The 18,761-nt window shown below is 68.4% G+C and carries 19 protein-coding genes and 1 pseudogene; 19 read left to right on the top strand and 1 reads right to left on the bottom strand.

From position 1 onward, the window contains the following. Positions 1-67 precede the first annotated feature (67 nt). The 19 genes and pseudogenes from OG885_RS15220 to OG885_RS15130 all read left to right on the top strand — a co-directional run bounded on the left by OG885_RS15220 (position 68) and on the right by OG885_RS15130 (position 16,868). Positions 68-1,204 (top strand): LCP family protein, encoded by a 1,137-nt coding sequence (locus OG885_RS15220; protein ID WP_405731217.1) that lies wholly within the window; start codon positions 68-70, stop codon positions 1,202-1,204. A 138-nt stretch (positions 1,205-1,342) separates the two neighbouring features. After that, positions 1,343-1,561 carry a 50S ribosomal protein L31 gene (gene rpmE, locus OG885_RS15215; RefSeq protein ID WP_059192332.1) on the top strand — a complete coding sequence of 73 codons (219 nt, stop codon included), beginning with the start codon at positions 1,343-1,345 and terminating at the stop codon, positions 1,559-1,561. A 105-nt stretch (positions 1,562-1,666) separates the two neighbouring features. Further along, positions 1,667-2,743: a peptide chain release factor 1 gene (gene prfA, locus OG885_RS15210; RefSeq protein WP_405731215.1), complete on the top strand. Its 1,077-nt coding sequence runs from the start codon at positions 1,667-1,669 to the stop codon at positions 2,741-2,743. A gap of 76 nt (positions 2,744-2,819) precedes the next feature. Continuing rightward, a complete protein-coding gene (gene prmC / locus OG885_RS15205) occupies positions 2,820-3,665 on the top strand; it encodes a peptide chain release factor N(5)-glutamine methyltransferase (RefSeq protein WP_399948265.1) in 846 nt (281 codons plus the stop codon). A gap of 52 nt (positions 3,666-3,717) precedes the next feature. Beyond that, positions 3,718-4,365, top strand: coding sequence for an L-threonylcarbamoyladenylate synthase (locus OG885_RS15200; protein WP_399948263.1), 648 nt, complete (start codon positions 3,718-3,720; stop codon positions 4,363-4,365). Further along, the gene (locus tag OG885_RS15195) at positions 4,362-5,033 is read left to right on the top strand and encodes a protein-tyrosine-phosphatase (protein ID WP_399948261.1); all 672 of its coding nucleotides are present in this window, start codon (positions 4,362-4,364) and stop codon (positions 5,031-5,033) included. The genes OG885_RS15200 and OG885_RS15195 overlap by 4 nt, the downstream gene beginning before the upstream one ends. Positions 5,034-5,135: 102 nt before the next feature. Next, positions 5,136-5,363 (top strand): annotated as a pseudogene (locus OG885_RS15190) (protein-tyrosine-phosphatase); the annotation flags it as partial. 69 nt (positions 5,364-5,432) lie between these two features. After that, on the top strand, positions 5,433-6,677 hold the full coding sequence (gene glyA, locus OG885_RS15185; protein WP_405731212.1) for a serine hydroxymethyltransferase: 1,245 nt from the start codon (positions 5,433-5,435) through the stop codon (positions 6,675-6,677). A gap of 170 nt (positions 6,678-6,847) precedes the next feature. Continuing rightward, positions 6,848-8,182: an MraY family glycosyltransferase gene (locus OG885_RS15180; protein ID WP_405731210.1), complete on the top strand. Its 1,335-nt coding sequence runs from the start codon at positions 6,848-6,850 to the stop codon at positions 8,180-8,182. A gap of 310 nt (positions 8,183-8,492) precedes the next feature. After that, complete coding sequence (locus OG885_RS15175) at positions 8,493-8,924, top strand: hypothetical protein (RefSeq protein ID WP_109496059.1); 432 nt, start codon at positions 8,493-8,495, stop codon at positions 8,922-8,924. Between the two features lie 216 nt (positions 8,925-9,140). Further along, entirely contained in the window at positions 9,141-9,980 is an 840-nt protein-coding gene (gene atpB, locus OG885_RS15170; RefSeq protein WP_165951172.1) for a F0F1 ATP synthase subunit A, read from the top strand. A gap of 78 nt (positions 9,981-10,058) precedes the next feature. After that, positions 10,059-10,289 carry an ATP synthase F0 subunit C gene (gene atpE / locus OG885_RS15165; protein WP_006381669.1) on the top strand — a complete coding sequence of 77 codons (231 nt, stop codon included), beginning with the start codon at positions 10,059-10,061 and terminating at the stop codon, positions 10,287-10,289. Between the two features lie 43 nt (positions 10,290-10,332). Next, positions 10,333-10,884 (top strand): F0F1 ATP synthase subunit B, encoded by a 552-nt coding sequence (locus tag OG885_RS15160; RefSeq protein ID WP_399948254.1) that lies wholly within the window; start codon positions 10,333-10,335, stop codon positions 10,882-10,884. Continuing rightward, positions 10,881-11,696: a F0F1 ATP synthase subunit delta gene (locus OG885_RS15155; RefSeq protein ID WP_405731206.1), complete on the top strand. Its 816-nt coding sequence runs from the start codon at positions 10,881-10,883 to the stop codon at positions 11,694-11,696. The genes OG885_RS15160 and OG885_RS15155 overlap by 4 nt, the downstream gene beginning before the upstream one ends. Before the next feature lie 126 nt (positions 11,697-11,822). After that, positions 11,823-13,412 (top strand): F0F1 ATP synthase subunit alpha, encoded by a 1,590-nt coding sequence (atpA, locus tag OG885_RS15150; RefSeq protein ID WP_405731204.1) that lies wholly within the window; start codon positions 11,823-11,825, stop codon positions 13,410-13,412. 21 nt (positions 13,413-13,433) lie between these two features. After that, the gene (locus tag OG885_RS15145) at positions 13,434-14,348 is read left to right on the top strand and encodes a F0F1 ATP synthase subunit gamma (RefSeq protein ID WP_405731202.1); all 915 of its coding nucleotides are present in this window, start codon (positions 13,434-13,436) and stop codon (positions 14,346-14,348) included. Further along, on the top strand, positions 14,348-15,784 hold the full coding sequence (gene atpD / locus OG885_RS15140) for a F0F1 ATP synthase subunit beta (protein ID WP_399948248.1): 1,437 nt from the start codon (positions 14,348-14,350) through the stop codon (positions 15,782-15,784). The genes OG885_RS15145 and atpD overlap by 1 nt, the downstream gene beginning before the upstream one ends. A gap of 134 nt (positions 15,785-15,918) precedes the next feature. Continuing rightward, positions 15,919-16,293 carry a F0F1 ATP synthase subunit epsilon gene (locus tag OG885_RS15135; protein ID WP_046262507.1) on the top strand — a complete coding sequence of 125 codons (375 nt, stop codon included), beginning with the start codon at positions 15,919-15,921 and terminating at the stop codon, positions 16,291-16,293. A gap of 128 nt (positions 16,294-16,421) precedes the next feature. Then, positions 16,422-16,868 (top strand): DUF2550 domain-containing protein, encoded by a 447-nt coding sequence (locus OG885_RS15130; RefSeq protein ID WP_329334657.1) that lies wholly within the window; start codon positions 16,422-16,424, stop codon positions 16,866-16,868. Positions 16,869-16,879: 11 nt separating this feature from the next. On the opposite strand, the gene OG885_RS15125 is transcribed toward OG885_RS15130, so the two are convergent. Then, positions 16,880-18,709, bottom strand: coding sequence for a glycosyl hydrolase family 18 protein (locus OG885_RS15125; protein WP_405731199.1), 1,830 nt, complete (start codon positions 18,707-18,709; stop codon positions 16,880-16,882). Between the last annotated feature and the right edge of the window lie 52 nt (positions 18,710-18,761).

Below are 18,761 nucleotides of genomic sequence, written 5' to 3'. Positions count from 1 at the left end.
GGGTCGCACGCGACCACGTCTGACCCTGAAAGCAGGGGGTAACCGACCGGACGAGAACGAGGAGCACATGACCGCCGAGAGCACGCCGGAGCCCGGCATACCGGGCGACTCCGGCACCACGGGCCCGCGCCACCGCGCCAAGGGCCGACGCCGCAAGACTCACGGCAACCACCGAGGCCTGAAGATCGCGGCCTGGACCGCCGCGGGCATCGTCGTGCTGGGGGGCACCGGCGCCGGATACCTGTACTTCAAGCTCAACGGCAACATCAAGAGCGTCGACATCGACCAGGCCCTCGGCACCGACCGGCCCACCAAGGTCGACAACGGCTCCGAGAACATCCTCGTCCTCGGCTCGGACACCCGCTCCGGCACGAACAAGAAGCTCGGCGGCGGCGCCGACGACGGCAGCGCCCGCTCGGACACCGCGATGGTCGTGCACATCTACGAGGGCCACAAGAAGGCCAGCGTGGTCTCCATACCCCGCGACACCCTGGTCGACCGCCCCGAGTGCACCGACAGCAACGGCACCGAGCACGACGCCGCGTCCATGGCGATGTTCAACTCCGCGTACTCCACGGGCGGCGCCGCCTGTGCCGTGAAGACCGTCGAGTCGCTCACCGGCATCCGCATGGACCACTATCTGGAGGTCGACTTCTCCGGCTTCCAGAAGCTCATCGACGAGCTCGGCGGCGTCGACGTGACGACCACCAAGAACATCACCGACCCCGAGAGCCACCTGAACCTGAAGGCCGGCACGCACACCCTCACCGGCAAGCAGGCCCTCGGCCTGGTCCGCACCCGGCACGGCGTCGGCGACGGCTCCGACCTCGGCCGCATCCAGCTCCAGCAGGCGTTCATCAAGGCGCTGATCGACCAGATCAAGCACGTCGACGTCTTCGGCAACCCGAAGAAGCTGTACGACCTCGCCAACACCGCCACCAAGGCCGTGACGACCGACTCCGACCTCGGCTCCGTCAAGAAGCTCATGTCCTTCGCCAATGGCCTCAAGGGCATCAGCTCCAAGAACATGACCATGGTCACCATGCCGGTCCAGTACGACCCGGCGGACGGCAACCGCGTCCTCGTGGACGAGGCCAAGTCCAAGGTGGTCTGGAAGGCTCTGGAGAACGACCGGGCGATCCCGAAGAGCGCGACCCAGGGCACGGCCACCGGCCAGGCCGAGGGCGTGGTCACCGCCTCGTAGGCCGGTCGGGAATAGTTCACGGCCACCCCCCGTTTTGGGGGATGCGGCCAGTCCTGGCAGACTGGTACGTCGGCCCCGGTTCACGCCCCCGCAACCCGCGGACGGCGACCCGGTGCCCTCCCGAAACTAGGAGACACCTTGAAGCGCGAGATCCACCCCGAGTACGTCGAGACGCAGGTCAGCTGCACCTGTGGCGCCTCGTTCACCACCCGGAGCACCATCACCAGCGGCACCATCCGTGCCGAGGTCTGCTCCGAGTGCCACCCGTTCTACACGGGCAAGCAGAAGATCCTCGACACCGGTGGCCGTGTGGCCCGCTTCGAGGCCCGCTTCGGCAAGGCTGCTGCCAAGAAGTAGCGAGCCACCAGCGCCGGTCCACGGTCGCGCTCCTCGGAGCGCGCCGGGACCGGCGTTTTTGGTCGCCCGCCTTCCCTTTTTCGTTCGCAGTACAGGAGCCCTGAGATGTTCGAGGCCGTCGAGGAACTCGTCGGTGAGCACGCCGACCTGGAGACGAAGCTCGCCGACCCGTCGGTCCACTCCGACCAGGCCAACGCGCGCAAGCTGAACAAGCGCTACGCCGAGCTCACCCCGATCGTCGCCACGTACCGCTCCTGGAAGCAGACCGGCGACGACATCGAGACGGCGAAGGAGTTCGCCGCCGACGACCCCGACTTCGCCGCCGAGGTCAAGGAACTGGAGAAGCAGCGCGAGGAGCTCACCGAGAAGCTGCGCCTGCTGCTCGTCCCGCGCGACCCCAGCGACGACAAGGACGTCATCCTCGAGATCAAGGCGGGCGCCGGCGGTGACGAGTCCGCCCTGTTCGCCGGTGACCTGCTGCGCATGTACCTGCGCTACGCCGAGCGCGTCGGCTGGAAGACCGAGATCATCGACGCCACCGAGTCCGAGCTGGGCGGCTACAAGGACGTCCAGGTCGCCGTGAAGACCAAGGGCGGCCAGGGTGCCACCGAGCCCGGCCAGGGCGTCTGGGCGCGGCTGAAGTACGAGGGCGGCGTGCACCGCGTGCAGCGCGTCCCGGCGACCGAGTCCCAGGGCCGCATCCACACCTCCGCCGCCGGTGTGCTGGTCACGCCCGAGGCCGAGGAGGTGGACGTCGAGATCAACCCGAACGACCTCCGCATCGACGTGTACCGCTCCTCGGGCCCCGGCGGACAGTCCGTCAACACCACCGACTCCGCCGTGCGCATCACGCACATTCCCACCGGAGTCGTCGCTTCCTGCCAGAACGAGAAGAGCCAGCTTCAGAACAAGGAGCAGGCCTTGCGTATCCTGCGCTCCAGGCTGCTCGCCGCGGCGCAGGAAGAGGCGGAGCGGGAAGCCGCCGACGCCCGCCGCAGCCAGGTCCGTACCGTCGACCGCTCCGAGAAGATCCGTACGTACAACTTCCCGGAGAACCGCATCTCGGACCACCGCGTCGGCTTCAAGGCGTACAACTTGGACCAGGTCCTGGACGGCGACCTCGACGCGATGATCCAGGCCTGTGTCGACGCGGACTCGGCGGCGAAGCTGGCGGCCGCGTAAAGGCACGTGTGAAGGCACGCGTGGGGGCCGCGAACCAGGCACCTACGCACGACCGAGTACGACACGGAGGACTTGCGTGAACCTGCTGCTCGCAGAGGTGGCCCAGGCCACCCAGCGGCTGGCCGACGCCGGCGTGCCCTCGCCGCGCAACGACGCGGAGGAGCTCGCCGCGTTCGTGCACGGCGTGAAGCGGGGCGAGCTGCACTCCGTGAAGGACGCGGACTTCGACGCCCGCTACTGGGAGGTCATCGCCCGCCGTGAGCAGCGCGAGCCGCTGCAGCACATCACCGGGCGGGCGTTCTTCCGGTACCTGGAGCTCCAGGTCGGGCCCGGTGTCTTCGTGCCCCGGCCCGAGACCGAGTCCGTCGTCGGGTGGGCGATAGACGCCGTCCGCGCGATGGACGTCGTCGAGCCGTGCATCGTCGACCTGTGCACGGGCTCAGGCGCCATCGCGCTCGCCCTCGCGCAGGAGGTCCCGCGCTCCCGGGTGCACGCCGTGGAGCTGTCCGAGGACGCCCTCCAGTGGACCCGCAAGAACGTGCAGGGCTCCAGGGTCGACCTGCGCCAGGGCAACGCCCTGGACGCCTTCCCCGACCTCGACGGCCAGGTCGACCTGGTCATCTCCAACCCGCCCTACATCCCGCTGACCGAGTGGGAGTACGTCGCTCCCGAGGCGCGGGACTACGATCCCGAACTCGCCCTGTTCTCGGGCGAGGACGGCCTCGACCTCATCCGCGGCCTGGAACGCACCGCGCACCGGCTGCTCCGCCCCGGTGGTGTCGTCGTCATCGAGCACGCCGACACCCAGGGCGGCCAGGTGCCGTGGATCTTCACCGAGGAACGGGGCTGGGCCGACGCGGCCGACCACCCCGACCTCAACAACCGACCGAGGTTCGCCACGGCACGCAAGGCGCTGCCGTGAGCGCCGTAAAGACTTTCGACCAGAAGTACGTGTACGAGGAGGCCCGCTAGACATGGCACGGCGATACGACACCAACGACGCGACCGACCGCTCGACGGGTCTGCGCGAAGCCGCGTCCGCCGTCCGTCGTGGCGAGCTGGTGGTCCTCCCGACCGACACGGTGTACGGCATCGGCGCCGACGCGTTCTCCTCCGAGGCCGTCGCCGATCTGCTGGAGGCCAAGGGCCGGGGCCGCAACATGCCCACACCCGTCCTCATCGGCTCCCCGAACACGCTCCACGGTCTCGTCACGGACTTCTCCGAGATGGCGTGGGAACTGGTCGACGCGTTCTGGCCGGGCGCGCTCACGCTCGTCGCCAAGCACCAGCCGTCCCTCCAGTGGGACCTGGGCGACACGAGGGGCACGGTGGCGGTACGCATGCCCCTGCACCCGGTCGCCATCGAGCTCCTGACCGAGGTCGGCCCCATGGCGGTCTCCTCGGCCAACCTCACCGGCCACCCGGCGCCGGAGGACTGCGACGCGGCCCAGGACATGCTCGGCGACTCGGTCTCGGTCTACCTGGACGGCGGCCCGACCCCCGGCAACGTCCCGTCCTCGATCGTCGACGTGACGCGCGAGGTGCCGTTGCTGCTGCGCGCGGGTGCCATCTCGGCCGAGGAGCTGAGGAAGGTCGTACCCGACCTCGAGGTGGCGAATTGACGGCCCCTGACGCGGGGCGTGGCATATGGGACATGGAAGAGACGCGGACCTTCACCGGCCTCCCGCGTGACACCTTCCGCATCCTCCACGTCAGCACCGGCAACGTGTGCCGCTCGCCGATCACCGAGCGGCTGACTCGCCATGCCCTGGCGAACCGGCTCGGCGACCCGCTGTGGGGCGGCCTGGTGGTGGAGAGCGCGGGCACCTGGGGCCACGAAGGGGCCCCCATGGAGGCCAACGCGGAGGCGGTCCTGGCCGACTTCGGCGCGGACGCCACCGGCTTCACCGGCCGGGAGCTCCTCGACGAGCACGTCATCATGGCCGACCTGGTCCTGACAGCCACCCGCGACCACCGCCAGCAGGTCATCTCCATGGGCCACTCGGCGGGCCTGCGCACCTTCACCCTGAAGGAGTTCACCCGCCTGGTCCGAGCCATAGACCCGACCACGCTGCCCCCTCTGGAGGACGGCGTGGTCGACCGTGCCCGTGCCCTGGTCCGTGCGGCGGCGGCTCTACGCGGGTGGCTGTTGGCTCCGACGGCGGAGGCGGACGAGGTGTACGACCCGTACGGGGCGCCGCTGACGTTCTTCCGGTCGATCGGTGACGAGATACATCAGGCGGTGGATCCGGTGGTGACGGCGCTGACGGGGGTTGCCGCGCGGGCGTGACGCGGCTGGTGTGAGTCGGCGGACGGAGTCCGACGCAGCGGCTCGAAGCCCGGGAGGCCCGCCAGGGCCGAGCGGTGCGAGGGGCGCGTCGGGGACGGGGTCCCCACCACGCTGCCCCCTCTGGAGGACGGCGTGGTCGACCGTGCCCGTGCCCTGGTCCGTGCGGCGGCGGCTCTACGCGGGTGGCTGTTGGCTCCGACGGCGGAGGCGGACGAGGTGTACGACCCGTACGGGGCGCCGCTGACGTTCTTCCGGTCGATCGGGGACGAGATACATCAGGCGGTGGATCCGGTGGTGACGGCGTTGACGGGGGTTGCCGCGCGGGCGTGACGGGCGAGCACCTCGGGGGTACCGGGCCTACATTGGTCGTACGTCATCGTCGACGCCCCGGAGTCCACCATGTCGGTCACCCATGCGCCCGAGACCGCCGATGTCCTGCGGCGGCAGGATCCCGAGCTGGCTGAGATCCTGCTCGGGGAGCTCGAACGGCAGTCGACGTCATTGCAGTTGATCGCCGCCGAGAACTTCTCGTCGCCCGCCGTGCTGGCCGCCCTGGGGTCGCCGCTCGCCAACAAGTACGCCGAGGGGTATCCCGGCGCCCGGCACCACGGTGGCTGCGAGATCGTGGACGTCGCCGAGCGGGTCGCCGTGGACCGGGCGAAGGCGCTCTTCGGGGCCGAGCACGCCAATGTGCAGGCCCATTCGGGGTCGTCCGCCGTGCTGGCCGCCTATGCGGCCTTGTTGCGGCCCGGGGACACCGTTCTTGCCCTTGGGCTGCCGTACGGCGGGCATCTCACGCATGGCTCGCCCGCGAACTTCTCCGGGCGGTGGTTCGACTTCGTCGGGTACGGCGTCGATGCCGAGAGCGGGCTCATCGAGTACGAGCAGGTGCGGGCCCTGGCGAGGAATCACCGGCCCAAGGCGATCGTGTGCGGGTCCATCGCCTACCCCCGGCACATCGACTACGCCTTCTTCCGCGAGGTCGCCGACGAGGTGGGCGCCTATCTGATCGCCGACGCCGCCCACCCCATCGGGCTCGTCGCCGGGGGAGCGGCGCCCAGTCCGGTGCCGTACGCCGATGTCGTCTGCGCCACCACGCACAAGGTGCTGCGCGGGCCCCGCGGCGGGATGATCCTTTGCGGAAGCGAGCTGGCCGAGCGGGTCGACCGGGCTGTCTTCCCGTTCACCCAGGGCGGCGCGCAGATGCACACCATCGCCGCCAAGGCCGTCGCCTTCGGCGAGGCGGCAACTCCGGCGTTCACGGCGTACGCCCATCAGGTGGTCGCCAATGCGAGGGTTCTCGCGGCGGGGCTGGCCGGCGAGGGGCTCGTCGTCACCACCGGAGGCACGGACACGCATCTGCTCACCGTCGATCCCGCACCGCTCGGCGTCGACGGGCGCACCGCGAGGGGGCTGCTCGCCGCGGCCGGCATGGTCCTCGACTGCTGTGCGCTGCCGCACGCGGACGTCCGCGGACTGCGCCTCGGGACCGCCGCCCTGACCACGCAGGGCATGGGGGAGGAGGAGATGGCCCAGGTCGCCGCCCTGCTCGCGGGGGTGCTGCGCGGGGAGACCGAGGGGCAGAAGGCCCGTGAAGAAGTGCGGGAGCTGGCGGGCAGATTTCCGCCGTACCCCGCTCAGTAGGGGTAGGCGCAACCCTGTAGAACCCGCCGTGGAACCCGTCGGACACCTGGTTTCAACCCTGGTGCACAGCCACACGTGCAACCATCGTCGCTACCCGGAAGTCCCCAACCATATGCGTCCGTCGCTAGGGTGTGGGGCTGAGATGGCCAGCGAGACCTGTGGGGAAGCCTGTGCGTGAATACCTGCTGACGCTCTGCATCACGGCCGCGGTGACGTATCTGCTGACAGGGCCGGTACGGAAGTTCGCGATCGTGGCCGGAGCGATGCCGGAGATCAGGGCCCGTGACGTGCACCGGGAACCGACTCCGCGGCTCGGCGGTATCGCCATGTTCTTCGGCCTGTGCGCCGGACTGCTGGTCGCCGACCACCTCACCAACCTCAACGGGGTCTTCTCCCAGTCCAACGAGCCGCGTGCGCTGCTCTCCGGCGCCGCCCTGATCTGGCTGATCGGCGTCCTGGACGACAAGTTCGAGATCGACGCCCTGATCAAGCTCGGCGGGCAGATGATCGCCGCCGGTGTGATGGTCATGCAGGGTCTGACGATCCTGTGGCTGCCCATCCCGGGCTTCGGCTCGGTCGCGCTGACCCAGTGGCAGGGCACCCTGCTGACGGTGGCGCTGGTGGTCATCACCATCAACGCGGTCAACTTCGTGGACGGCCTCGACGGCCTCGCGGCCGGCATGGTCTGCATCGCGTCGGCCGCGTTCTTCCTGTACGCCTACCGCGTCTGGGTGTCGTACGGCATCGAGGCCGCCGCCCCGGCGACGCTGTTCTCGGCGATCCTCATGGGCATGTGCCTGGGCTTCCTGCCGCACAACATGCACCCCGCGCGGATCTTCATGGGCGACTCGGGCTCGATGCTGATCGGGCTGGTGCTGGCCGCCGGCGCGATCTCCATCACCGGACAGGTCGACCCGGACGCCTTGAAGCTGTTCGCCGGGTCCGAGAAGGCGGCGGTGCACCAGACGGTGCCGGTCTACATCCCGCTGCTGCTGCCGCTGACCATCATCGCCATCCCGGCCGCCGACCTGGTGCTGGCGATCGTGCGGCGCACCTGGCGCGGTCAGTCGCCGTTCGCGGCCGACCGGGGGCATCTGCACCACCGGCTGCTGGAGATCGGGCACTCGCACAGCAGGGCCGTCCTGATCATGTACTTCTGGTCGGCGCTGATCGCGTTCGGCGCCCTCGCCTACTCCGTGAACTCCGCGTCCATGTGGATCGTGCTCGGTGTGGTGATCCTCTCGGCGATCGGGCTGCTGCTCCTGCTGCTGCCGCGCTTCACACCGCGTGCCCCGATGTGGGCGCAGGCCTTCGTGCCGCCGCGATATCGCCGTCGCCGCAAGGCCGTTGCGGAATCCACGCCGGTCGCGGAGCCGGTCTCCGCCGAGGCGGAGGAGGAAGAGCGCACTCCGGTCGCGGTCGGGGTGTCCGGCGTCAACGGGGCGACCGCCATCGGCGCCCGTTCGCGGTTCCTGGACCGGCGGAAAGCCGAATCGTCGCGCTGACGCGGCAAGGTAAGAATCTGACTAGAGCATTGCCAAGTCGTGGGAGTGAGTTGGGGGTGTAAAGCGCCCCAATACCAGACATGTCGGCCGTGTTCTTGCACAGACGCGCACGGTCACTCTCATGTGTGACAGCGAGCACACCAACCAGGTAAAGACCTCATCAAATAGTTTGTGATACGGTTCACGAGAACCCGGGGTAGAGCCGAAGGACCGTAGTGCGACGGTCCATTGGTGTGAGGTCCCCTCTCGACCCGGGACTACGCTCGTCCATGACGACACCCCTTCCCCCTTTGAAAGCGGAGTTGCCGCCATGCCGTCCAACGACGTCCGGATCCTGGCCCAGGCTGCTGTGCCCACAGCTGCCGTCGGCGCGATTGCCGCCGTCGTCAGTGGTGTGGTCGCCGGCGGCAAAGGGGCGATCGGGGCCGGCGTCGCGACGCTGATCGTGATCCTGTTCATGGGAATCGGTCTCTACGTACTGCAGCGCACTGCCAAATCGCTTCCGCACCTGTTCCAGGCGATGGGCCTGATGCTCTACGCGGCTCAGATCCTGCTGCTGTTCGTGTTCGTCGCTGCTTTCAAGAACACGACGTTGTTCAACCCCAAGGCTTTCGCACTGACTCTGGTCGCCGGCACCCTCGCCTGGATCGCCGCCCAGACACGTGCCCACATGAAGTCCAAGATCCTCTACGTCGAGCCCGATTCGGGTAACAAGCCCGAAAAATCGGGGCACTCGTCGTGAGGGGTAGGGGCGGGATAAAGGGGCACGAGAAGTCCTGCTATCGTCCGGTGCCAACTGCGGCATCGCGGGCGCGGGCATCTGAGCTGACGCCTGCTCGATCTCACTCGCGAGGCGAGATGCCCCCCAGCCGCCCCCACATCCGTAACACCAGTCCCGTGCCGAACCGCGGCCCTGCGCCGCGCCGACACAACGAGGTTGCCGTACCTATGCGCCACGATGAAGGAGCCCGCGGTGAGTGCTGACCCGACGCAGACGCTCGCTTTCGACACGAGCTGTCACCTGTTCGACGGGTGCGGCTTCCCGGCTCCGGGCCTGCACTCGTTCATGTTCGAGCCGCTGTGGGGCGACGCCGACGGCAACGGCGCGTACTTCAACAAGCCGATGCTGCTGGCCCTCCTGGGCTCCATCATCATCGTGGGCTTCTTCTGGTCCGCCTTCGCCAAGCCGAAGCTGGTCCCGGGCAAGCTCCAGATGGTCGCCGAGGCCGGCTACGACTTCGTACGCCGCGGCATCGTCTACGAGACGATCGGCAAGAAGGAGGGCGAGAAGTACGTTCCGCTCGCCGTCTCGCTGTTCTTCTTCATCTGGATCATGAACCTCTGGTCCATCGTGCCGGTGGCGTCCTTCCCGGTGACATCGATCATCGCCTACCCCGCCGTACTGGCCGCGATCGTCTACGTCACCTGGGTCTCGCTCACCTTCAAGCGGCACGGCTTCGTGGGCGCCTTCAAGAACTTCACCGGCTACGACAAGTCGCTGGGCCCGGTGCTCCCGCTGGCCATGACCATCGAGTTCTTCTCGAACCTGATCGTCCGTCCGTTTACGCACGCGGTGCGACTGTTCGCGAACATGTTCGCCGGTCACACCCTGCTGCTGCTCTTCACGATCGCCAGCTGGTACATGCTCAACGGCATCGGCATCGCCTACTCCGCCGTGTCGTTCGTGATGGTCATCATCATGACCGCCTTCGAGCTGTTCATCCAGGCGGTTCAGGCGTACGTCTTCGTCCTCCTGACCTGCACCTTCATCCAGGGCGCGCTCGCCGAGCACCACTGAGCACCGCCCCCTGCGACACCCCTAGAGACATCCGGTGGCCAACCCCCACCGGTCACTGAAAGAGAAGGAAGAACCGGCATGTCCGCTCTCCAGACCCTCGCTGCGGTCGAAGGCAACCTCGGCTCCATCGGTTACGGCCTCGCCGCGATCGGCCCGGGCGTCGGCGTCGGCATCATCTTCGGTAATGGCACGCAGGCCCTCGCCCGCCAGCCCGAGGCGGCCGGCCTCATCCGCGCCAACCAGATCCTCGGCTTCGCCTTCTGTGAGGCGCTCGCCCTCATCGGTCTGGTCATGCCGTTCGTCTACTAAGACGAACCAGACGACCAGCCGTAATTAGACGAAAGGCACTGATGTGAACCACGCACTGGTTCAGCTGGCGGCCGAGGCGGAGAAGGAAAACCCCCTCATTCCGCCGTGGCCGGAGCTCGTCATCGGCCTGATCGCCTTCGTCATCGTCTTCGGCTTCCTCGCCAAGAAGCTCCTCCCGACCATCAACAAGGTTCTGGAAGAGCGGCGCGAGGCCATCGAGGGCGGTATCGAGAAGGCCGAGGCCGCACAGACCGAGGCCCAGAGCGTCCTTGAGCAGTACAAGGCACAGCTCGCCGAGGCCCGCCACGAGGCCGCGCGCCTGCGCCAGGAGGCGCAGGAGCAGGGCGCCACGCTCATCGCCGAGATGCGCGCGGAAGGCCAGCGGCAGCGTGAGGAGATCATCGCCGCCGGTCACGCGCAGATCGAGGCCGACCGCAAGGCCGCCTCGTCCGCGCTCCGCCAGGACGTCGGCAAGCTCGCCACCGACCTGGCCGGCAAGCTCGTCGGTGAGTCCCTCGAGGACCACGCCCGGCAGAGCCGCGTGATCGACCGCTTCCTCGACGAGCTCGAGGAGAAGGCCGAGGCCGCGCGATGAACGGAGCGAGCCGCGAGGCCCTGGCAGCCGCACGTGAGCGTCTGGACGCGCTGACGGACAACACGTCCGTGAGCGCCCGCACGCTCGCCGACGAACTGGCCGCCGTCACCGCGCTGCTCGACCGCGAGGTGTCGCTGCGTCGGGTCCTGACCGACCCGGCGCAGGCCGGCGAGGCCAAGGCCGACCTGGCCCGGCGTCTCCTCGGCGGCCAGGTCGGCGGCGAGACCGCGGACCTGGTGTCCGGCATGGTGCGCTCCCGCTGGTCGCAGTCGCGCGACCTGGTGGACGCCCTTGAGGAGCTGGCGGTTCTCGCCGACCTCACCGCCGCGCAGCAGTCCGGTGCGCTCGACGACGTGGAGGACGAGCTGTTCCGGTTCGGCCGGATCGTCGCCTCGAACACCGAGCTGCGGGCCGCGCTGACCGACCGCGCCGCGACCGGTTCGGCCAAGAGCGAGCTGCTGCGCAGCCTGCTCGGCGGTCGTGCCGACGCTGCCACCGAGCGCCTGGTGACGCGTCTTGTGACCGCGCCGCGGGGACGTAGCCTGGAAGCGGGACTGGAGTCCCTGTCCAAGCTCGCCGCGGACCGACGCAACCGCCTGGTCGCCGTCGTCACCTCGGCGGTACCGCTGAGCGACGCGCAGAAGCAGCGCCTGGGCGCCGCACTCGGGAAGCTCTACGGCCACCCGGTCCACCTGAACATCGACGTGGACCCCGAGGTCCTCGGCGGTATCCGGGTGCAGGTCGGTGACGAGGTCATCAACGGCTCCATCGCGGACCGCATCGAGGACGCCGGCCGCCGCCTGGCGGGCTGAGCAGCAACTTCATAGCAGTACGTACTTACGACGGCCCTGGTTGGGCCGTACATGAAGAATCCTGGGGGTCGCCCCCAGACCCCCAAAGTGAAACTTCGGGCCCAACAAGGAGAGCAGGGAACCCAGATGGCGGAGCTCACGATCCGGCCGGAGGAGATCCGGGACGCGCTGGAGAACTTCGTCCAGTCGTACAAGCCGGACGCGGCCTCGCGCGAGGAGGTCGGTACGGTCACCCTTGCCGGCGACGGCATCGCGAAGGTCGAGGGTCTGCCCTCGGCCATGGCCAACGAACTGCTGAAGTTCGAGGACGGCACCCTCGGCCTCGCGCTCAACCTGGAAGAGCGCGAGATCGGCGCCATCGTCCTCGGTGAGTTCAGCGGCATCGAGGAGGGTCAGCCGGTATCCCGTACCGGTGAGGTCCTCTCCGTGGCCGTCGGCGAGGGCTACCTCGGCCGCGTCGTCGACCCGCTCGGCAACCCGATCGACGGCCTCGGCGAGATCGAGACCAGCGGTCGTCGCGCCCTTGAGCTGCAGGCTCCGGGCGTCATGGCCCGTAAGTCGGTGCACGAGCCGATGGAGACCGGCTACAAGGCCGTCGACGCGATGACCCCGATCGGCCGTGGCCAGCGTCAGCTGATCATCGGTGACCGCCAGACCGGCAAGACCGCCCTGGCCGTCGACACGATCATCAACCAGCGCGACAACTGGCGCACCGGCGACCCGTCGAAGCAGGTCCGCTGCGTCTACGTCGCCATCGGTCAGAAGGGCTCGACCATCGCCTCCGTGCGTGGCGCCCTCGAAGAGGCCGGCGCGCTGGAGTACACGACCATCGTCGCCGCCCCGGCGTCCGACCCGGCCGGCTTCAAGTACCTGGCGCCGTACACCGGTTCGGCCATCGGCCAGCAGTGGATGTACGAGGGCAAGCACGTCCTCATCATCTTCGACGACCTCTCGAAGCAGGCCGACGCCTACCGCGCCGTCTCCCTGCTGCTGCGCCGCCCGCCGGGCCGTGAGGCCTACCCGGGTGACGTCTTCTACCTGCACTCCCGCCTGCTGGAGCGCTGCGCGAAGCTCTCCGACGAGCTGGGCGCCGGTTCCATGACGGGCCTGCCGATCGTCGAGACGAAGGCCAACGACGTCTCCGCGTTCATCCCGACCAACGTCATCTCCATCACCGACGGCCAGTGCTTCCTGGAGTCGGACCTGTTCAACGCCGGTCAGCGCCCCGCGCTGAACGTCGGTATCTCCGTCTCCCGAGTCGGTGGTTCCGCGCAGCACAAGGCGATGAAGCAGGTCTCCGGCCGACTGCGCCTCGACCTGGCCCAGTACCGCGAGCTGGAGGCGTTCGCCGCCTTCGGTTCCGACCTGGACGCCGCGTCGAAGTCCCAGCTGGAGCGCGGTCAGCGTCTGGTCGAGCTGCTCAAGCAGCCGCAGTACCAGCCGATGCCGACCGAGGACCAGGTCGTCTCCGTGTGGGCCGGTACCACCGGCAAGATGGACGACGTCCCGGTCGCCGACATCCGCCGCTTCGAGAAGGAGCTCCTGGAGTACCTGCACCGCAAGGAGCAGGGCCTCATGACCTCCATCAAGGAGGGCGGCAAGATGTCGGACGACACCCTCACCGCTGTTGCCGACGCCATCGCCGAGTTCAAGAAGCAGTTCGAGACCTCGGACGGCAAGCTTCTCGGCGAGGACGCCCCGGCCGCCGCCAAGTGACGTAAGGAAGGGACCTGACTCATGGGAGCCCAGCTCCGGGTCTACAAGCGTCGCATCCGATCCGTCACCGCGACCAAGAAGATCACCAAGGCGATGGAGATGATCGCCGCCTCGCGCGTCGTCAAGGCGCAGCGCAAGGTGGCGGCCTCCACGCCGTACGCGACCGAGCTCACCCGCGCGGTCACGGCGGTCGGTACCGGCTCGAACACGAAGCACCCGCTGACCACGCAGGCCGAGACGGTCGTGCGGTCCGCGGTGCTGCTCCTCACGAGCGACCGTGGTCTCGCCGGTGCCTTCAACTCCAACGCCATCAAGGCCGCGGAGCAGCTGACCGCGCGTCTCGAGGCCGAGGGCAAGCAGGTCGACACGTACATCGTCGGCCGGCGCGGTCTGGCCCACTACAACTTCCGCGAGCGCAAGGTCGTGGAGTCGTGGTCGGGCTTCACCGACGAGCCCTCGTACGCGGACGCGAAGAAGGTCGCGGGCCCGCTGATCGAGGCCATCGAGAAGGACACGGCCGAGGGCGGCGTGGATGAACTCCACATCGTCTACACCGAGTTCGTCTCGATGATGACGCAGACGGCGATCGACAACCGTCTGCTGCCGCTCAGCCTCGAAGAGGTTGCGGCGGAGGCGCCCAAGGGCGAGATCCTCCCGCTGTACGACTTCGAGCCGTCGGCGGAGGACGTCCTCGACGCCCTTCTGCCGCGGTACGTCGAAAGCCGTATCTACAACGCGCTGCTCCAGTCGGCTGCCTCCAAGCACGCCGCCACCCGCCGCGCGATGAAGTCGGCCACCGACAACGCCGGAGAGCTCATCACGACGCTCTCCCGGCTTGCCAACGCGGCCCGCCAGGCCGAAATCACCCAGGAAATCAGCGAGATCGTCGGAGGCTCCGCAGCCCTGGCCGACGCGACCGCGGGGAGTGACCGCTAATGACCACCACTGTTGAGACCGCGACGGCCACGGGCCGCGTCGCCCGGGTCATCGGCCCGGTCGTCGACGTGGAGTTCCCCGTCGACGCGATGCCCGACATCTACAACGCTCTTCACGTCGAGGTGGCCGACCCGGCCCAGGACGGCGCGAAGAAGACGCTGACCCTGGAGGTCGCCCAGCACCTGGGTGACGGCCTGGTCCGCACCATCTCGATGCAGCCCACCGACGGTCTGGTCCGCCAGGCCCCGGTGACCGACACGGGTGCCTCCATCACCGTGCCGGTCGGCGACTTCACCAAGGGCAAGGTGTTCAACACCCTCGGTGAGGTGCTGAACGTCGACGAGCAGTACGAGGGCGAGCGCTGGGGCATCCACCGCAAGGCCCCGAACTTCGACGAGCTCGAGTCGAAGACCGAGATGTTCGAGACCGGCGTCAAGGTCATCGACCTTCTCACCCCGTACGTCAAGGGTGGAAAGATCGGTCTGTTCGGTGGTGCCGGCGTCGGCAAGACGGTGCTCATCCAGGAGATGATCTACCGCGTCGCCAACAACCACGACGGTGTCTCCGTGTTCGCCGGTGTCGGTGAGCGCACCCGTGAGGGCAACGACCTCATCGAGGAGATGGCCGACTCGGGCGTCATCGACAAGACCGCCCTGGTCTTCGGTCAGATGGACGAGCCCCCGGGCACCCGTCTGCGCGTGGCCCTCGCCGGTCTGACCATGGCGGAGTACTTCCGCGATGTGCAGAAGCAGGACGTGCTGTTCTTCATCGACAACATCTTCCGCTTCACGCAGGCCGGTTCCGAGGTGTCGACCCTGCTCGGCCGTATGCCCTCCGCGGTGGGCTACCAGCCGAACCTGGCCGACGAGATGGGTCTCCTCCAGGAGCGCATCACCTCGACCCGTGGTCACTCGATCACCTCGATGCAGGCGATCTACGTCCCCGCGGACGACCTGACCGACCCGGCCCCGGCCACCACCTTCGCCCACCTCGACGCGACGACGGTGCTCTCCCGTCCGATCTCCGAGAAGGGCATCTACCCGGCCGTGGACCCGCTGGACTCGACGTCCCGCATCCTCGACCCGCGGTACATCGCGGCGGACCACTACAACACCGCGATGCGCGTCAAGACGGTCCTGCAGAAGTACAAGGACCTTCAGGACATCATCGCGATCCTCGGTATCGACGAGCTGGGCGAGGAGGACAAGCTCACCGTCCACCGTGCCCGTCGCGTGGAGCGCTTCCTGTCCCAGAACACCCACGTCGCCAAGCAGTTCACCGGCGTCGACGGGTCGGACGTCCCGCTGGACGAGTCGATCGCGGCCTTCAACGCGATCATCGACGGCGAGTACGACCACTTCCCGGAGCAGGCGTTCTTCCTGTGCGGTGGCATCGAGGACCTGAAGGCCAACGCCAAGGAGCTCGGCGTCTCCTGAACTCAACCGAGTTCCAAGTGAGCCCTGTGGCTCACACCTGAGGGGGCGGGGCACGTCCCGCCCCCTCTTTCACGCCTACTAGACTTGTAACCCACACCCGGCAGAACCGCCGGGTGGTGACCCGAGGAGCCACCTTGGCTGCTGAGCTGCACGTCGCGCTGGTCGCGGCCGACCGAGAGGTCTGGTCCGGCGAGGCCACCCTGGTCGTCGCGCGCACCACGTCCGGCGACATCGGCGTCATGCCCGGTCACCAGCCGCTGCTCGGTGTGCTGGAGTCGGGCCCGGTGACCATCCGTACGAGTGACGGTGGAACGGTCGTCGCCGCGGTGCACGGCGGTTTCATCTCGTTCGCCGACAACAAGCTGTCGCTGCTGGCCGAGATCGCCGAGCTGTCGGACGAGATCGATGTCCAGCGTGCCGAGCGTGAGCTGGAGCGCGCGAAGGCGGAGGGTGACGCCGCCGCCGAGCGTCGCGCGGACGTACGCATCCGTGCGGCGGCGACGCGCTAGCCTGCGCAAGACCGTATGACGTCACTCAGCCGCGGCTGGGACCGGAGAAATCCGGCCCCGGTCGCGGCTGAGGCAAATGTGGATGTTTTTTCCATTCCGTTACCGAGTAGACGAGGAGGTCGGTGTCGATGGTCCTCGCTCTGACTGTGTGCGGAATCGTGGTCGCCCTGGTGGTGCTCGGGCTGTTCGTCTTCGGCCTGCGTCGCAGACTGATCCAGCGCTCGGGCGGCACCTTCGACTGTTCCCTGCGCTGGGACGTCCCGGAGAAAACCGACACCAGCGGAAAAGGCTGGAGCTACGGAGTAGCCCGCTACAACGGCGACCGGATCGAGTGGTACCGCGTCTTCTCCTACGCCTACCGCCCGCGCCGCGTCCTGGAGCGCGCCGCGATCGAGGTCGCGGGACGCCGGCTGCCCGAGGGCGAGGAGGAGCTGGCGCTGCTCTCCGACGCCGTCGTCCTCACCTGCCTGCACCGGGGCACGCGTCTTGAGCTCGCCATGAGCGAAGACGCGCTGACCGGTTTTCTCGCGTGGCTTGAGGCAGCCCCGCCCGGTCAGCGCGTCAATGTCGCGTAGTACGGGTACCGCTAGCTGAGCCCGCTGTTGATGGCGCTCACCAGCTCACCGTTGGAGCTGTCGCCGCTGAACTCCCAGAAGAAGGCGCCGCCGAGGCCCTGGCTCTTGGCCCAGGCCATCTTGGTGCCGATGGTGGCGGGGGTGTCGTACGACCACCAGTTGCTGCCGCAGTAGGCGTACGCGGTGCCGCCGACGGTGCCGGTGGCGGGGCAGGACGTCTTGAGGACCTTGTAGTCCTCGATGCCGGCCTCGTAGGTGCCGGTCGCCGGGCCGGTGGCGGTGCCGCCGGGGGCGGCCTGGGTGACGCCGGTCCAGCCGCGGCCGTAGAAGCCGATGCCGAGCAGGAGCTTGTTCGACGCCACTCCCTTCGCCTTCAGCTTGGCGATCGCGTCGGCCGAGTTGAAGCCGGCCTTCGGGATGCCGGAGTACGAGGTGAGCGGGGAGTGCGGGGCGGTGGGGCCGGTCTTGTCCCAGGCGCCGAAGTAGTCGTACGTCATCACGTTGTACCAGTTGAGGTACGCCGAGGCGCCGCCGTAGTCGGCCGCGTCGATCTTGCCGCCGCTGGACGCGTCCGCGGTGATCGCGGCGGTGACGAGGTAGTCGCTGCCGAACTCCGAACGCAGCGCCGACACCAGGTTCTTGAAGGCCGCGGCACCGGAGGTGTCACAGGTCAGACCGCAGGCGTTCGGGTACTCCCAGTCGATGTCGATGCCGTCGAAGACGTCCGCCCAGCGCGGGTCCTCGATGACGGACTTGCAACTCGCGGCGAACGCGGCCGGGTTGGCGGCGGCCTGGGCGAAGCCGCCGGAGTAGGTCCAGCCGCCGAAGGAGTAGAGGACCTTGATGTTCGGGTACTTGGCCTTCAGCTCACGCAGCTGGTTGAAGTTGCCGCGCAGCGGCTGGTCCCAGGTGTCGGCGACGCCGCTGACGGACTGGTCGGCGGTGTACGCCTTGTCGTAGGCGGCGTAGGTGTCGTCGACGACGCACTTGCCGTCCTTGACGTTGCCGAACGCGTAGTTGATGTGCGTGATCTTCGCGGCGGAGCCCGAGGTCACCAGGTTCTTGACGTGGTAGTTGCGGCCGTAGACGCCCCACTCGGTGAAGTAGCCGAGCTTGACCTTGTCGCCGCCGGTGCCCGGGTCGGTGGTGCCGCCGCCGGTGGTCTTCACCGAGACCGCGCCGCTGACCGGGCCGGTCTGGTCAGCGGTGTCGCGGGCCTGGACCGTGTAGGAGTAGGACGTGCCGGCGGTCAGGCCGGTGTCGGTGTACGAGGTCGTCGTCACCGTCGCGACCTTGCTGCCGTTGCGCAGGACGTCGTAGTTCTTGACGCCCTTGTCGTCGGTGGCCGCGCTCCAGGAGAGCTTCACCGAGGTGTCGGTGATGCCGGACGCGGTCGGGGTGCCGGGGGCGCTGGGCGCGCTGTCGCTCGGGTTGGTGGTGCCGCCGTCGCAACTGCCGCCGTTCAGCTTGCAGTTGGAGGGGGAGCCGGAGCCGGAGCCGTTGAAGCCGAAGGAGACGGAGGCGCCGGGGGCGAGGGTGCCGTTCCAGGACTTGTTCTTGGCGGTCCAGTGGGTGCCGGAGGAGGTGACGTCGGCGTCCCAGGCGGAGGTGACCGAGGTGCCGGAGGGGTAGTCCCACTCCACGGTCCAGGAGCTGAGGGTGGTGTCGCCGGTGTTCTTGACGGTCCACTTGCCTTCGAAGCCGGTGCCCCAGTCCTGGGGCTTGGCGAAGGTCGCGGTCGCGGACGTCGCGGCCTGGGCGGGACTGGCCAGCCCGACCAGTCCGGCGAAGGGGAGCAACAGCGTCGCGAACCCTGCCGCGGCTCTGTGTCTGAAGCGCATACCGCGCCTCCTTCTCGGGGATGGGGGCACGACTGAGCCTTCGTGCCCACGG

It is taken from the genome of Streptomyces sp. NBC_00028 (assembly GCF_045041065.1).
In the GTDB taxonomy this organism is placed as follows: Bacteria; Actinomycetota; Actinomycetes; order Streptomycetales; family Streptomycetaceae; genus Streptomyces.
This window is presented reverse-complemented; position numbering and strand designations above follow the sequence as displayed.

What these genes read in the sequence shown, in the direction of transcription:
- OG885_RS15220 (WP_405731217.1), top strand. Translation starts at nt 68, where the DNA reads ATGACCGCCGAGAGCACGCCGGAGCCCGGCATACCGGGCGACTCCGGC.
- prfA (WP_405731215.1), top strand. Translation starts at nt 1,667, where the DNA reads ATGTTCGAGGCCGTCGAGGAACTCGTCGGTGAGCACGCCGACCTGGAG.
- OG885_RS15200 (WP_399948263.1), top strand. Translation starts at nt 3,718, where the DNA reads ATGGCACGGCGATACGACACCAACGACGCGACCGACCGCTCGACGGGT.
- glyA (WP_405731212.1), top strand. Translation starts at nt 5,433, where the DNA reads ATGTCGGTCACCCATGCGCCCGAGACCGCCGATGTCCTGCGGCGGCAG.
- OG885_RS15175 (WP_109496059.1), top strand. Translation starts at nt 8,493, where the DNA reads ATGCCGTCCAACGACGTCCGGATCCTGGCCCAGGCTGCTGTGCCCACA.
- atpB (WP_165951172.1), top strand. Translation starts at nt 9,141, where the DNA reads ATGAAGGAGCCCGCGGTGAGTGCTGACCCGACGCAGACGCTCGCTTTC.
- atpE (WP_006381669.1), top strand. Translation starts at nt 10,059, where the DNA reads ATGTCCGCTCTCCAGACCCTCGCTGCGGTCGAAGGCAACCTCGGCTCC.
- OG885_RS15155 (WP_405731206.1), top strand. Translation starts at nt 10,881, where the DNA reads ATGAACGGAGCGAGCCGCGAGGCCCTGGCAGCCGCACGTGAGCGTCTG.
- atpA (WP_405731204.1), top strand. Translation starts at nt 11,823, where the DNA reads ATGGCGGAGCTCACGATCCGGCCGGAGGAGATCCGGGACGCGCTGGAG.
- OG885_RS15145 (WP_405731202.1), top strand. Translation starts at nt 13,434, where the DNA reads ATGGGAGCCCAGCTCCGGGTCTACAAGCGTCGCATCCGATCCGTCACC.
- atpD (WP_399948248.1), top strand. Translation starts at nt 14,348, where the DNA reads ATGACCACCACTGTTGAGACCGCGACGGCCACGGGCCGCGTCGCCCGG.
- OG885_RS15130 (WP_329334657.1), top strand. Translation starts at nt 16,422, where the DNA reads ATGGTCCTCGCTCTGACTGTGTGCGGAATCGTGGTCGCCCTGGTGGTG.
- OG885_RS15125 (WP_405731199.1), bottom strand. Translation starts at nt 18,709, where the DNA reads ATGCGCTTCAGACACAGAGCCGCGGCAGGGTTCGCGACGCTGTTGCTC.